This is a genomic window from Clostridium sp. CM74B_53 (genome assembly GCF_036318045.1).
In the GTDB taxonomy this organism is placed as follows: domain Bacteria; phylum Bacillota; class Clostridia; order Lachnospirales; family Lachnospiraceae; genus Pilosibacter.
Genome location: NZ_JAWQDE010000022.1, coordinates 1 through 14,416 on the forward strand (window position 1 = coordinate 1; position 14,416 = coordinate 14,416).

Consider the following 14,416-nt stretch of genomic DNA (forward strand, 5'->3'; position numbering starts at 1 on the left):
TTAAAGGGCTTGGACTGTCCGAACTGCTCCGCAAAAATTGAAAAAGAAGTCGGAGAATTGGATGGAGTACAATCCTCAGTTGTAAATTTGATGAAGCAGACGCTGACAATCAATGTTGCTCCAGCTGTCGCAAATACAATAGCCAGTCAGATTGAAACGATTGTCCACAGCCATGAGCCGGGTGTGGAGGTTCAGGAAGAAACAATTATCCCCGTTACAAAGAGTTATTTGTTAAAGGGCTTGGACTGTCCGAACTGCTCCGCAAAAATTGAAAAAGAAGTCGGAGAATTGGATGGAGTACAATCCTCAGTTGTAAATTTGATGAAGCAGACGCTGACAATCAATGTTGCTCCAGCTGCCGCAAATACAATAGCCAGTCAGATTGAAACGATTGTCCACAGCCATGAGCCAGATGTAGAAGTTTCCGAAATTGCACAGGAATACTATATACCTGCAAAAAAACAGGATACCAATACATCCTATAACAACGAGGACAAGAAGTTGACGATTCGTTTAGCGATTGGCGCAGCAATCTATGGTATTGGTGTGGCATTGACAGTTTTTGCGAAAGTGCCACTGCCTGTCGAGTTAGTTTTTCTCATTGTCTCCTATATTATTCTTGGCGGGGATGTTGTATGGCAAGCTGTGAGGAATATTTCAAAGGGACGTGTGTTTGATGAACATTTCCTAATGAGCGTTTCTACGATTGGTGCTTTTGTCATTGGTGAATATCCAGAAGCAGTTGCTGTTATGCTATTCTATCAGGTAGGTGAATTTTTTCAGTCATTGGCTGTTAAGCGTTCAAGAAAATCTATATCAGACTTAATGGATATACGTCCAGATTCTGCTACAGTAAGAAGAAATGGGGAATTGATTACCATATCTCCAGAAAATGTCTCCATTGGTGAGATTATTATTGTAAAGCCTGGTGAAAAAATTCCATTAGACGGTGTGGTATTGGATGGAGATTCTATGCTGGATACAAGCGCCTTAACAGGAGAATCAGTTCCGAGAAGTGTTCATAAAGGAGACGAAGCACTTTCCGGTTGTATGAATCAGACGGGTGTCTTAATGATTAAGACAACAAAAGCATTTGGTGAATCTACGGCTTCAAAGATTATTGATCTTGTGGAAAATGCGTCAAGCCGAAAAGCACCAACAGAAAATTTTATTACTACATTTGCACGTTATTATACACCTGTGGTTGTAATCTTAGCAGCTTTTCTGGCGATTCTGCCACCGATCATTCTTGGCGGAGGCTGGACAGAGTGGATTCGCAGAGGATTTGTTTTCCTTGTGGTATCTTGTCCATGTGCATTGGTTATTTCAATCCCGCTGACTTTCTTCGGCGGCATTGGTGCAGCATCTAAACGAGGTGTTCTTGTAAAAGGAAGCAATTATTTAGAGGCACTTAATAATGTCAGCGCTATTGTGTTCGATAAAACCGGAACACTTACAAAAGGTGTTTTCAATGTGACGGATATTTTGCCTGCAAATGGATTTTCAAAAGAACAGGTTCTGGAGTATGCGGCAGAGGCAGAGAGTTTTTCTAACCATCCTATTGCAAAATCCATTCTTGCTGCTTATGGAAAAGAAATTGATCAGTCAGTGATTTCTGATTATAAGGAAATTTCAGGATATGGAATCAGTGTAATGGCAGGGGAAAAGAAAGTTTTTGCTGGCAATACGAAACTTATGGATACAGAATGTATAGAGTACACAACCTGTGAAAACGCAGGTACAAAAGTTTATTTGGCGGTAGATGGTCAATATGCAGGATGTATTTTGATAACAGATGAAGTGAAGCCGGACAGTAAAAAAGCAATTTCTGACCTGAAACATATCGGCGTGGAAAAAACAGTCATGCTTACCGGTGATGATGAAAAAATTGGGAAGTCCGTTGCAGAAGAATTGCAGTTGGATGAATATTATGCACAGCTGCTTCCTGACCAAAAAGTGGAAAAGGTTGAGCTTTTAGATAGTAAAAAGAGACCGGGAAGCAAATTGGCTTTTGTTGGTGATGGTATCAATGACGCTCCTGTCCTTGCCCGTGCAGATGTTGGTATTGCAATGGGTGGGCTTGGTTCGGATGCGGCCATTGAAGCAGCAGATGTAGTTCTGATGACAGATGAACCGTCTAAGCTGGTGGACGCGATTGAAGTAGCAAAAGCGACAAAACAGATTGTCATGCAGAATATAGTGATTGCTCTTGGGATTAAAAGTGTGTTCCTGATTCTTGGCGCTCTTGGTATTGCGGGAATGTGGGAAGCTGTATTTGGTGATGTAGGCGTTACCATAATTGCTGTTTTAAACGCAATGAGAATTTTGAAAAAATAGGAAATGAGGTGGGAATGTGAAACGAAAACTGATTCTGTTAGTTGTTACGATTGTTTTTCTTGTAGGGTTTGGTGCCATTTTACATTCACCGCCTTCTATGATTGATGCAGTCACAGGAGCAACACCGAAGTCAAAAAAGGCGGCTCAAGCCTCCGCACAGTTGGAAGGCTCTTATGTTCTCGGTATTAATATGATGTCAGATGGTCTCGACAACGAGAACACCCGGAATAAATTAAAAGAATTGGCACTGGACGATTTGGAAACAAATGAAACAGATCTCATGAAAACGGACATTAGTTTTCGGTTATATGTATCTGAGACGGATTATCCGCTTGTCAGTTATGCTAAGAAACTCTGTGACAGGTTGAAACAGGCCGGTTTCTCCGTAGATCTGAAAGAGTACAGTAACACAATGATGCTATCAAGAGTGATAAGTGGAAAGTATGATGTATTCCTGGCATCGGATGATTTTATTGACGTTACAACGCTAACACAGATGGACTATATGATCATGGACAGCGAAGAAATGAGGTGAGCGGGAATTTATGAGAAAATGGAATACGATTTTGTCTGTTTTAATGCTTCTCATTTTTATGATTCATGGAATCATGGGCAGCTTTATGCTGAACGGAGTTGGAAGTAGCGCAGGGAAACTTCTTGCATGGATTGGTGTTGGTATTCTTGTTGTGCATACGGTGATTGGTGTCATCCTGACAGTTCAGAGTTTACAGTCAGCGAAGCAATCCGGAAAAATGTATCTGAAACAGAACGCCATATTCTGGGCGAGACGAGCCAGTGGGCTGGCAATACTGATCCTGCTGTTCTTCCATATTGGCTTGTTTGGAAAGGTGCAGAATGGGACATATATTTTGTTCCCTTTTACAACGGTAAAGATGGTAACTCAGCTTTTGTTCGTAGCGGCAATCTTTGTTCATATTTTTATCAATATACGCCCATTGCTCGTATCACTGGGAATCATTAGTTATAAAGAACGAAGGAGCGATATTTATTTGATCCTTTCGGTGCTTCTTCTTTTTATAGCGGGAGCGGTTATTTTATATTATATTGGGTGGCAATATCTATGAGTAAGACAATTATTATTATAGGTGCTGGACTGGCAGGACTTTCAGCGGCTTTGCAGGCAGCGGAAAATGGATGCAATGTAAAACTGGTTTCCTTCCTTCCGTCAGAGCGGGCACAGTCTGTTATGGCGGAGGGCGGTATCAACGCAGCTTTGAATACAAAAGATGAAAACGACAGTCCCGAAGAACATTTTACAGATACAATAAAGGCAGCATGTGGTCTGGCAGATCCAAATGCAGTTTGGGGAATGACACAGGCAGCACCGGAGCTGGTGCACTGGCTGCTAAAACTTGGAGTTAAATTTAACATGAGTGGCTATGATGATGTGGATCTGCGGAATTTTGGCGGGCAGAAAAAGAAACGGACTGCTTTTGCACAGAGCGATACCGGGAAGCAGATCATGACAGCTATGATAGACGCTGTTCGCAGGAAAGAAGCATCTGGTATGGTAGAACGGTTCAGCCATCATTCTTTCCTAACACTTCGTCTGTGTGGCAATATTTGTTGTGGCTGCGTAATCAGGGATGAATACAGTCAGGAGACTGTGGAATTACCGGGGGATGCGGTTATTGTTGCCACCGGTGGTATGCACGGATTGTTTGGAAATACAACGGGTTCGCTGAGCAATACAGGAGAAGTCACCGCAGAATTGTTCCGGCTTGGTGTTCCTCTGGCAAATGGCGAGATGATCCAGTACCATCCGACAACTGTGAAATGTGGTGGAAAACGCATGCTCATCAGCGAGGCGGCCAGAGGGGAAGGTGGCAGGTTGTTTGCCATGAAAGATGGAAAACAATGGTATTTCATGGAGGAAAAATACCCGGAGCTTGGAAATCTGATGCCACGAGATATTACCGCCAGAGAGATATGGAAGGTCAGCCATGAATCAGAGGTATTTCTTGACATGACGGAAATATCGGAGGAGATTATTTCAAATAAGCTATCTGGTCTGGCAGACGATTGTATGACCTATCTGCATAAAGATATACGAAAGGAACCGGTGTCTGTTTTACCGGGAATTCACTATTTTATGGGAGGCATTCTGGTGGATGAGCAGCACAGAACGCCGATTCAGAATCTTTGCGCTGCCGGAGAATGCTGTGCCCAATATCATGGTGCCAACCGTCTTGGTGGAAATTCTCTGTTAGGAGCGTTATACGGAGGACGTGTTGCGGCAAAATCAGCATGCGAACAGGCAGATGTAGTAGATCTATCTTGTGCGACACAGATAGATTTTCCACCAGCGTCTCAAATTTCAGAAATAAAGCAATTAAACAAAGTGATGCAGGAGACTATGGGCGTTGTCAGAAATGAGAATACGTTGTTAAATGGGATTCAAACGGTACAAGCGCTGACAGGAAATCTTCCATTGCTTGGCATGGCAGTTCTAAAGAGTGCTCTTGCAAGAAAAGAAAGCCGTGGTGCACACTGGCGGGAGGATTATCCGAAGAGCAATGACGATGATTACCTTAAAACAACGGTAGCCAGATTTGATGGAAAGCAGATACAGATTTCCTTTGTACCTGTTCCAGAAAGGCGGTGATTCACTTGGTATATAAAATAAGAATCAGGCGGCAGGAGAGTCAGAAATCAGACAGTTATTGGCAGGAATTTGAGTTTGACGGAAGCAAAAACAGCTCTGTTGCCAATGTTCTAAAGGAATTGAACAGTAGAACCCCTTTGAAAGATAATTCAGGGAATATAGTTACTCCCATCAGCTGGGAATGTAGCTGTATGGTGCGAAAATGTGGGGCTTGCGCCATGCTGATTAACGAACGTCCGAGGCTGGCATGCTCTACATTTCTACATACGTTAAAAGGTTCTACAATCACCTTGGAACCTTTAAGCAAATTTCCGCTTGTAAGAGATTTGATCGTTGACCGGTCAATTCTGTTTGAAAATTTGAAAAAACTGAATCTTTGGCTTGAAAGTGAAGCTTATATGAATCCGTGGACACATGAACCAAGATACCAGTCGGCACGCTGTCTGATGTGTGGCTGCTGCCTTGAAGTGTGTCCTAACTTCTCTGCAAATGGGACTTTCGCAGGCGCTGTTGCTGCAGTCAACGCATTTCGGATTCTGAATGAAGAACAGGAAAGCACTCATTTGAATGAGATTTCTGCTGAATATAAGAAGAAATATTTTGAGGGATGCGGGAAGTCGTTATCTTGTCATGATATTTGTCCGATTGGTCTGCCTGTGGAAGAACTGCTTGTAAGGTCGAATGCAGCGGCTGTTTGGGGCAAATAAAATGGAGGATAAAAGCTATAATGAATGTATGAAGAGAATCAAAAACTTGATTCTCTTTTTTTAAAATACATACATTGACAAATATCTATGTTATATTATATTGAACATAGACAATGATCAATGTGAGGTGTCAATATGAATGCAATGGACTGGCGAGTAAACTTATTAACTGATAAATTCCGATTTATGTAATAAAATTCTCATGCAAAAGCTTCTTTTAACATATCCGAAAAATCCTCAATGTAATACCCGGAATTATCCTTTCGCCAGAAGGCGCAGTATGTCTTCCGGACAGGATCCCCGTTTCTGACGAGAGGAATCCGGTCAATCGTGGAATCCGACCATACAGGATCGCCGATCACATCGACGGGCATATATCCCTGTCCGGATGGATCATCAGGATACAGGGGATATTTTTTAATTCAGCGATATCGATCATTTCCAGACGTCCAAGCGTATTTCGGCTGGAAATTTCGATATACATCCGGCTTTCAGCCAGGATTTCATTGTTGTAGCGGTCGGAAAATGCCCGTCTCTGGTTATTCAGTACGAGGTCGACCCGGTCCGTTTCCATTGCTCTGTAGAGTTCTTCATGACTTCCGACCATGATATGCTGTATTTTGGGCGAACAAGAAAAATACGGTAATCTGGACTGGTCAAATTAACAAAAACTGGCTGTTTTAAAAAGTCCATATATCATATATCATAAGGCTAAGCTGATACAGCAAATACAAAAAGAAAGCCTGATGTCATTCTCCAAGGGCCCTGAGAGTACATTCATCGGGAAAAGAGGAATGATGATATGAGCACAAACCAGGCAGCAGTGGCTGCAAAAAAAGGATACAGCACAAAAGAACTCGTTTTAGATGCAATGTTTATTGCGCTGACGTATGTATTTACAGCCTTTGTAAATGTGAGACTCCCGATCGCGGCAAACGGAGGACTGATCCATCTCGGAAATGTACCGTTATTTATCTGCGCGATCCTGCTTGGAAAACGCACTGGCATGCTGGCTGGCGCTTTTGGTATGGGACTGTTTGATCTGTTATCCGGCTGGACGGCATGGGCGCCGTTTACGTTCGTGATCGTAGGTGCGATGGGTTACGCAGTTGGCGCGATCACAGAAGGACACCACAGCTTAACGAGAGATGCGATCGCGATCGCGGTTGCGTGCGTGATCAAGGTTGTAGGATACTATATCGCAGAAGTGATCATTTATCACAACGTGTTTGCCCCGGTTGCTTCGATCCCGGGAAATCTGGTCCAGATCGGCACAGCAGCTGTAATCGTTATGATCTGCATTGAGCCGCTTCGCAAGATCCTGCGCCCTGTCTTAAAATAAAAGAAAGCTCCGGGCAGGGATTTGATCCTGCAGGCGAGAGAAAGGAAGAGATTATGTACGATATCATGACACCCGGCCCTACACAGGTGCGGGAAAATGTACGGCAGGCGCGGGCGCTTGCCTGCACCAATCCGGATCTGGATGCCGATTTCTATGATTTTTACAAGGAGACCTGTGAGGAGATCAGCGAGCTCCTTCATACGAAAAATGAGACGCTGATCCTCGACGGAGAAGGAATTTTAGGACTGGAAGCGGCCTGTGCGACGCTCACCGAAAAGGGAGACCGCGTGCTTGTAATGGATAACGGAGAATACGGAAAAGGCTTTGCCGGGTTCGTGACCATGTACGGCGGAGAGTCGGTTCTTTACTCCACCGACTACCGCAACGCGTTTGATGTGGCGGAACTGGAAAAATATCTGGAAAAAGATCATGACTTTAAATATGCGGCGCTGGTACACTGTGACACTCCGAGCGGGATGTTAAATGATGTCTCAAAGCTCTGCCCGCTGTTAAAGAAGTACGGGATCCTGACCCTGGTGGACTCCGTTTCGGCCATGTTCGGCGAGGAGATGCGGGTGGACGATTATCAGATCGATCTTCTCTGCGGAGGATCCCAGAAAGCGGTTTCCGCACCTCCAGGATTAAGTTTTGTGACGATCAGTGCGGATGCTTACAAGGCGATGCATTCGCGGAAAACACCGGTCGCGTCCTTCTATGCGAACATCCTGGCGTTTGACGGCTATTATGAGAAAAAGTGGTTCCCGTATACGATGCCGATCAGCGATATCTACGGACTGAGACAGGCGTTCGATAACATTAAAAATGATCCGTATATGCTGGAGCGGCATGCAAAGATCGGAAATGCGGTCCGGGCGGCAGTAAAAGAAGCCGGCCTGGAATTATACCAGGAGACAGGATTTTCCAACACTGTGACGGTATTCAATGTCCCGGAAGGGACCACGGACACCGCGATCCTCACCGCAATGAAGGAAAAATGCAACATCATGCTGGCCGGATCCTTCGGCGCGTTTGCGGGGAAAGTGATCCGCATCGGGCATATGGGCGAAAATGCCTATCCAGAGAAAGTGGGAGCCGTGATGGCCGGTCTGGATCTGGTATTCAAAGATCTGGGAATCACGCTGAAGTGCAGCCTGAAAGAGGCGTATGACAGGAAGATGAGCGAGCAGTAAAGGAATGTCGGCAGAATGCTGCTATGGCAGTTTTTTCACGGGTAAGAATTACGATTTTATCGGATGATCAAAGAAAATATGATAAATGCATAAAACGAAAAAGACCTGCAGAAATGTATGAAATCTGCAGGTCTTTTTATGTTGATATAGATTATCGGAATCTACCGGCTTGTGCCGACCGGAATTATGCGCCAAGTCTCACGCACGTCTGGCTGGAAACGCAGGATTATTCTCTCACAAGAACTTTTGTGATCTCCGCGATATAAACGGTGTGGTAATCTTTCTCCGGATACCATTTTTCATCGTTTTCTTTTGCGATGAAGTTCTCCGGGCGGATCTCATCCTCGTAGAGCTTTTTGCAGACGAAGACCATGTCTGCTTCCTCGAAAGCTGCTGTACCGTCAACAAAGTACGGAGTCAGACCGGCTTCTTTGACCTTATCGCAGTCACGGCCGGATTTGGAACCGCAGATGGAGAGTGCCTGTTTGTGCTCCGGCCCGTAGAAGGACAGGGTAAAGGTATCGTTCGCGTCGACGAATTTCTTTGTGTAGCGCTGCGGGCGGATATAGCAGGTGGCAACATTTTTGCCCCAGAGAACGCCGAGACCGCCCCAGCTTGCGGTCATGGTGTTGTATCCGGACTGATCGCCGGCAGTGATCAGCATCCACTCGGAACCGATCTTTGTAAAGGGATTAAAGGTGAGACTCTTGATATCAACTTCTTTGAATGCCATGGGAAAAACTCCTTTCATTGGTGGGGCAGAAACTTGTCTGCACGGAAATTTCTGTAAAGAGATCCATGCACAGGTGCCGGATCTTTTGCTGTTCCTATTATAAAAGGCATAGGACGAAAATGCAAATGGAATTCTCAGCCCGGGAAATTCCATCCCACGAAAAAACAGCGGAATACCGGCAGATAAAAACGTTAAGATCCTGCATGAATCTTAACAAAAAGGCAGATAAGCGGAAACTTGGTCTTGAAGAAAAAGAATGCCGGTGTTATATTTTTGACAAGAAAGATCTGTCCGGCTCGCTGATCCTGCGAATGTGGGAGACAGGAGATGGAAGGACGTATCAACGAAAGTGTTTGGAGGAAACATTTATGAGAGGTGTAGAGACAAGGATCCAGGAGATCCGTCACCGGATCTTCCGGGAAGTAGCAAGAATGGCGTACCATACGGAATGGCCGGTGGACAAACGAATCGAGGAACTACCTTATAAGATCATTCCGGGAGAAGTTGGAAATTTCAGAAATGATGTGTTTCTTGAGCGGGCGATCGTGAGCGAGAGACTGCGGCTTGCGATGGGACTTCCGTACCGCGGGGCAGCGGATCCGGCGCCTGTCTCAACAGGGATCGAGGAGGCGGACAAACCGGAGACTTACTACACGCCGCCGCTCATCAACGTGATCAAATTTGCGTGCAATGCATGTCCGGAAAAGCGTGTTTACGTGACAGACGGCTGTCAGGGCTGCCTGGCACATCCGTGCGTGGAGGTCTGCCCGAAGGATGCCGTGACGCTTGACCGGACGAACGGAAGATCGAAGATCGACCCGGATAAGTGTATCCGGTGCGGACAGTGTGCCAATGTCTGTGCGTACCATGCGATCATCATCCAGGAACGTCCGTGTGCGGCGGCGTGCGGGATGGATGCGATCCACTCCGACATGAACGGAAAGGCAGATATCGACTATAATAAGTGCGTGTCCTGCGGACAGTGCCTTGTGAACTGCCCGTTCGGTGCGATCGCAGACAAATCCCAGATCTTCCAGGTCATCCGCGCAATCCAGACGGGCGAGCGCGTTTATGCGGCTGTGGCACCGGCGTTTGTCGGTCAGTTCGGACAGAAGGTCACACCCGGAAAACTCCGTGCGGCTATGAAAGCGCTCGGATTTGCGGATGTCTTTGAGGTTGCCATCGGCGCGGATTTATGTGCAGTCCAGGAGGCGGAGGACTTCGTGAAAGAAGTTCCGGAACAGCTTCCGTTTATGGCGACCTCCTGCTGTCCTGCATGGTCGGTGATGGCGAAAAAGCTGTTCCCGGACTACTCGAACTGCATCTCGATGGCATTGACACCGATGACGCTGACAGCGCGACTCATTAAGAAGAAACATGAGAAAGGGAAAGTTGTCTTTATCGGACCGTGCGCGGCGAAAAAGCTGGAGGCGATGCGGACTTCCGTGCGCAGCGATGTGGATTTTGTCCTGACCTTCGAGGAGATGGCGGGAATCTTTGATGCGCGCCATGTCGACATCGAAAATATCGAGGAGGATGAAGGCGGAGTCAATGCTGCATCGAAGGATGGACGAAACTTTGCGGTTGCCGGCGGTGTCGCGAAATCCGTGGTGGATGTGATCGCACAGATGTATCCGGAGAAGGAGATCAAGGTTGCGAACGCGGAAGGCTTAAAGGAGTGCAAGAAACTTCTTCAGCTCGCCAAAGCCGGAAAGTACAATGGCTATCTTCTGGAAGGAATGGCATGCCCGGGCGGCTGCGTTGCAGGTGCCGGAACGATGCAGCCGGTCAAAAAATCTCAGGTTGCGGTAAACCTCTATGCGGGAAAAGCCGGACATGTGACGAGCGACAAGACCGAGTATGTGAGCGAACTGGATAAACTGGTCGATTAAAAGTAACGATGATAAAACTTATATGGACTTGCAGAATGCGGCTTCCTTGACGGGGAGCCGCATTCGTTGTAAAATAGGAATCCGATGCCCTTTTATGATAGGAAGGAGGAAAAAACATTGGAGCAGGAGAGAAAAGAGCTTTTGAACAATGAAAGTGAAGATAGAGCAAAGAATAAGACAGGTCTTGTTCTCGAAGGCGGCGGCATGCGCGGGATCTATACCGCGGGTGTGCTCGATGTCTTTCTGGATGAGGGGCTTGAATTTGACGGCGTGATCGGTGTCTCGGCAGGCGCAGTCCATGGATGCAGTTTCCTGTCCGGGCAGCGGGGGAGAAGTATCCGGTATTATAAAAAATACTGTGCGGACAAACGCTTTATGAGCGCTGAGAACATGATACGGACCGGAAACTTTGTGGACACGGATTTCTGTTACCATGAACTTCCGGAGGTCCTGGATCCTTATGATTATGAGGCGTTCGACCGCAATAAGGAGAAAACGGATTTCTATGTGGTCTGCAGCGATGTGGAGAAGGGAACACCTGTCTACGCGAAGCTTCATGACATGAAGAAGGATATCGATTATATCCGCGCGTCAGCGTCGCTCCCGTATGTCTCAAAGTTTGTGGAGCTGGGCGGCAGAAAGCTTCTCGACGGCGGCTGTACCGACAGCGTTCCGGTCGAGGCATTCATGAAACTCGGTTTTACAAAGGATGTTGTCGTTCTGACCCGTGATCTGGAGTACCGGAAAAAGCCGGAGAATGCCTGGATGGCGGATCTTGTGTACCGGAAGTACCCGAAATTTGCCGAGGTGTTAAAGAACCGCTCGGTGGAGTACAACCGCAGCATCCGCAGGATCGAGAAGCTGGAAAAAGAAGGAAAGATCTTTGTGATCCGGCCGAGTGTACCGCTCACGATCAGCAGGACTTCGAGAAGTGCAGAGGAGATCGAAAAGACGTATCAGGTCGGAGTTCTCGACGCAAAGAAACAGATGGCTGCGTTGAAAGAATGGCTCGATATTCGCGGATAAGAATGACCTCAGAGTGTGACCGGTGAAAAACAAGACCGGGAACAGGAAACAGTCAGTGAAAAGAAGGAAGGAGAGCGCCTATGTCAGTGAAAGAATTGGGATCGGGAAATACGGATCACAGGATCCGCCCGGTTGCCAGGATCCACACGGATTTTCCGACAAAGTTCGGGATCCCCAGGCAGAGCGGCCTCACAGGAGATCTGGAGTCCCGGATCGTATTTGAACCGGAGTTTTCCAATCCGGACGCGGTCCGCGGGATCGAAGAATTCTCCCATCTCTGGCTGATCTGGGAGTTCTCCGAAAATGTGAGGGATCCGAAGAAGTGGTCTCCGACCGTCCGCCCGCCGCGGCTCGGCGGAAACACGAGAGTCGGCGTGTTTGCGACGAGATCTTCGTTTCGCCCGAATTCCCTGGGGCTCTCCGTGGTTCGCTTAAAGGCGGTGGAAACCGGGGAGAACGGAATGCCGGTCCTTGTGGTGACAGGGGCGGATATGATGGATGGGACGCCGGTCTTTGATATCAAGCCGTATATTCCCTTCGCGGACAGCCATCCGGAGGCGAAGGGCGGGTTTACGGACCAGACGAAGGAATACGGGCTCAATGTCCGGATCCCGGAGGAGTTCTTAACACTCCTTCCGGAGGAGAAACGCGCCCCGCTCCGCACCGTCCTTTCCCAGGATCCGCGTCCGTCCTACCAGGAAGATCCGGCACGGGTCTACGGGATGGAATTTGCCGGGTATGAGGTAAAATTCACGGTTTCGGGAGAGACGCTCTATGTGAAGCAGGTGGAGAAAATTCACTCTTCGCAGTAAAAAAATCCGGACTGCCGTATTTGTGCAGTTGGACAAAAACCAAAAACAAGGAAGTTAGAAAACACCAGGAGTTAAAAGAAGATGGAAAACGTATTTTTAAAGTAGTTTCTGATGATCAGCGACGTTCGGACGATCGCGTTCCTCGCTGTTCTCGCGGCTCTGTTTTATCTGATCCATGTGCTGTACCATAAAAAACACATGGATTTTGCTGCCGTAGTCATGGTTGGTACCGGACTTGGACTTGTCCTCGGCCTGGCGATCCAGTTTGTGGCCGGATTCCCGGATAAACCGATGGAAGTTGCTTTCGTCGCAGAGACGACAACCTGGTTTGCAATGTTCGGAAGCGGCTACATCAACCTGATCAAGATGATCGTTGTCCCGCTCGTCATGATCTCCATCATGCAGGTGATCATCAACATGCAGCAGGGCAGCAGCATGGCGAAGCTCGTAAAAAAGACACTTTTAGTCACGATGGGGATGGTTGCGATCGCATCTGTGACCGGTATCGTGATCGGAACGCTGTTCGGCGTCGGAAAAGGCGCAGCGATCGTGGAAGATGGAACCGCGACTGCTAAGGATATTACCCCGGTCGCTACGACCATCAAAAACCTGATCCCGGGAAACATCGTGCAGGCGATGGTCGACAGCAACATCATCGGCCTCGTTATCTTCTCCGGATTCCTGGGTCTTGCGATCTGGTGGATCAACTATGAGAGCAAGGAAGAGGCGAAGCCGTTATACGATCTGATCAACGCGGCTCACAAGGCGATGATCAATATGGCGCTCCTGATCCTCGACTACATGCCGTGGGCTGTGATGGCGCTCCTCGCGAACACGATCGCGCAGAGAGGTCTCTCCTCCATCCTGGAAGTCGGAAAATTCATCATCGCGCTTTATGTGGCGGCTGTCGTTCAGTTTATCATTCAGATCCTCTTCCTTGTGATCAACGGTCTGAATCCGGTCGTATACATAAAGAAATCGTTTGCGACCATGCTGATGGCATTCACCTCCCGCTCCAGCGTCGGATGTCTTCCGATGACGATCGAGACACTGACAAAGAAGCTTGGTGTTGACCAGGGTACCGCAAGCTTTGTAGCCGGATTCGGTACAACCGCAGGAATGCAGGGCTGCGCGGGTATCTTCCCGTCACTCCTGATCATCTATGTCTGCAACGTGACAGGAACTCCGATCGATATCACGATGATTGTGATGACGATCTTTGTCGTTACGATCGGTTCTCTTGGAATCGCCGGTATCCCGGGAACAGCCACGATGGCAGCTTCCGTCGGACTTTCCGGCGTCGGCATGGGCGCCCAGTTCGGTATGGTAAGCCCGATCTTAGCGATCGACCCGATCATCGATATGGCAAGAACCATGATCAACGTCACAGGTTCCCTGACGAATGCCCTTGTGGTGGATAAGCTGATGGGAAATCTGAATATGGATGCGTATAACGACATGAGCGAAAGGATTGTGGGAGCACGAAGTGCGGAACAATCCGGTATCAATGCTAAAATTAAAAAAGAAAACGCAGAGTAATCATAGATCCCCGCATGTGCCTGGCAGACAGGTATGTGCGGGGATTTTTCTGCTTCCATTTACCTGCAAGAAACTGCGGTTGCCCGGTTCCTGATCGCATAAGATCAGTCATCATACTGCGCATCCTGTTAAAAATATATCTATTTCCGCTAAAATCCCGAAAAAACTAGACAGCTCCTTATTTTTCTGTATAATAGGTAATTGTCGGTCTT

The 14,416-nt window shown here is 47.4% G+C and carries 13 protein-coding genes; 11 read left to right on the top strand and 2 right to left on the bottom strand.

Annotated features, from left to right (window positions below; translation table 11 throughout):
• The 5 genes from V2546_RS14365 to V2546_RS14385 all read left to right on the top strand — a co-directional run.
• Positions 1-2,337 (top strand): heavy metal translocating P-type ATPase (locus tag V2546_RS14365; RefSeq protein ID WP_329752677.1); only part of this gene is annotated, 2,337 nt, incomplete at its 5' end.
• 16 nt (positions 2,338-2,353) lie between these two features.
• Positions 2,354-2,872 (top strand): DUF6921 family protein, encoded by a 519-nt coding sequence (locus V2546_RS14370; protein ID WP_329752678.1) that lies wholly within the window; start codon positions 2,354-2,356, stop codon positions 2,870-2,872.
• A 10-nt stretch (positions 2,873-2,882) separates the two neighbouring features.
• Complete coding sequence (locus V2546_RS14375; RefSeq protein ID WP_215703573.1) at positions 2,883-3,422, top strand: pilus assembly protein PilX; 540 nt, start codon at positions 2,883-2,885, stop codon at positions 3,420-3,422.
• On the top strand, positions 3,419-4,963 hold the full coding sequence (locus tag V2546_RS14380; protein ID WP_215703572.1) for an FAD-binding protein: 1,545 nt from the start codon (positions 3,419-3,421) through the stop codon (positions 4,961-4,963). The genes V2546_RS14375 and V2546_RS14380 overlap by 4 nt, the downstream gene beginning before the upstream one ends.
• Positions 4,960-5,670, top strand: coding sequence for a succinate dehydrogenase/fumarate reductase iron-sulfur subunit (locus tag V2546_RS14385; RefSeq protein ID WP_009203877.1), 711 nt, complete (start codon positions 4,960-4,962; stop codon positions 5,668-5,670). The genes V2546_RS14380 and V2546_RS14385 overlap by 4 nt, the downstream gene beginning before the upstream one ends.
• Positions 5,671-6,028: 358 nt before the next feature.
• Here V2546_RS14385 and V2546_RS14390 read toward each other — a convergent pair whose 3' ends face one another.
• Positions 6,029-6,277, bottom strand: a complete 249-nt coding sequence (locus tag V2546_RS14390; protein ID WP_329752679.1) for a hypothetical protein — start codon at positions 6,275-6,277, stop codon at positions 6,029-6,031.
• Between the two features lie 195 nt (positions 6,278-6,472).
• On the opposite strand from V2546_RS14390, the gene V2546_RS14395 reads away from it, so the two are divergent.
• Together V2546_RS14395 and V2546_RS14400 are read left to right on the top strand one after the other, a co-directional pair.
• Positions 6,473-7,012 carry an ECF transporter S component gene (locus V2546_RS14395; RefSeq protein WP_117485747.1) on the top strand — a complete coding sequence of 180 codons (540 nt, stop codon included), beginning with the start codon at positions 6,473-6,475 and terminating at the stop codon, positions 7,010-7,012.
• 53 nt (positions 7,013-7,065) lie between these two features.
• Positions 7,066-8,202, top strand: a complete 1,137-nt coding sequence (locus tag V2546_RS14400) for an alanine--glyoxylate aminotransferase family protein (RefSeq protein WP_329752680.1) — start codon at positions 7,066-7,068, stop codon at positions 8,200-8,202.
• 226 nt (positions 8,203-8,428) lie between these two features.
• Here V2546_RS14400 and V2546_RS14405 read toward each other — a convergent pair whose 3' ends face one another.
• On the bottom strand, positions 8,429-8,935 hold the full coding sequence (locus V2546_RS14405; protein ID WP_118321209.1) for a flavin reductase family protein: 507 nt from the start codon (positions 8,933-8,935) through the stop codon (positions 8,429-8,431).
• A 368-nt stretch (positions 8,936-9,303) separates the two neighbouring features.
• Between V2546_RS14405 and V2546_RS14410 the strand changes: the two genes are divergently transcribed.
• The 4 genes from V2546_RS14410 (at position 9,304) to V2546_RS14425 (ending at position 14,204) form a co-directional block, all read left to right on the top strand.
• A complete protein-coding gene (locus V2546_RS14410) occupies positions 9,304-10,827 on the top strand; it encodes a 4Fe-4S dicluster domain-containing protein (protein WP_117485759.1) in 1,524 nt (507 codons plus the stop codon).
• A 117-nt stretch (positions 10,828-10,944) separates the two neighbouring features.
• On the top strand, positions 10,945-11,853 hold the full coding sequence (locus V2546_RS14415; protein WP_275950599.1) for a patatin-like phospholipase family protein: 909 nt from the start codon (positions 10,945-10,947) through the stop codon (positions 11,851-11,853).
• A gap of 80 nt (positions 11,854-11,933) precedes the next feature.
• Positions 11,934-12,665: a tRNA (N6-threonylcarbamoyladenosine(37)-N6)-methyltransferase TrmO gene (gene tsaA, locus V2546_RS14420; protein WP_329752681.1), complete on the top strand. Its 732-nt coding sequence runs from the start codon at positions 11,934-11,936 to the stop codon at positions 12,663-12,665.
• 111 nt (positions 12,666-12,776) lie between these two features.
• Positions 12,777-14,204, top strand: a complete 1,428-nt coding sequence (locus tag V2546_RS14425; RefSeq protein WP_329752682.1) for a cation:dicarboxylate symporter family transporter — start codon at positions 12,777-12,779, stop codon at positions 14,202-14,204.
• Positions 14,205-14,416 lie beyond the last annotated feature (212 nt).

Excerpts from the sequence above, each read along its gene's own strand:
- V2546_RS14410 (WP_117485759.1), top strand. The coding sequence starts at position 9,304 with ATGAGAGGTGTAGAGACAAGGATCCAGGAGATCCGTCACCGGATCTTC.
- V2546_RS14380 (WP_215703572.1), top strand. The coding sequence starts at position 3,419 with ATGAGTAAGACAATTATTATTATAGGTGCTGGACTGGCAGGACTTTCA.
- V2546_RS14425 (WP_329752682.1), top strand. The coding sequence starts at position 12,777 with ATGATCAGCGACGTTCGGACGATCGCGTTCCTCGCTGTTCTCGCGGCT.
- V2546_RS14375 (WP_215703573.1), top strand. The coding sequence starts at position 2,883 with ATGAGAAAATGGAATACGATTTTGTCTGTTTTAATGCTTCTCATTTTT.
- V2546_RS14400 (WP_329752680.1), top strand. The coding sequence starts at position 7,066 with ATGTACGATATCATGACACCCGGCCCTACACAGGTGCGGGAAAATGTA.
- V2546_RS14405 (WP_118321209.1), bottom strand. The coding sequence starts at position 8,935 with ATGGCATTCAAAGAAGTTGATATCAAGAGTCTCACCTTTAATCCCTTT.
- V2546_RS14395 (WP_117485747.1), top strand. The coding sequence starts at position 6,473 with ATGAGCACAAACCAGGCAGCAGTGGCTGCAAAAAAAGGATACAGCACA.
- V2546_RS14390 (WP_329752679.1), bottom strand. The coding sequence starts at position 6,277 with ATGGTCGGAAGTCATGAAGAACTCTACAGAGCAATGGAAACGGACCGG.
- tsaA (WP_329752681.1), top strand. The coding sequence starts at position 11,934 with ATGTCAGTGAAAGAATTGGGATCGGGAAATACGGATCACAGGATCCGC.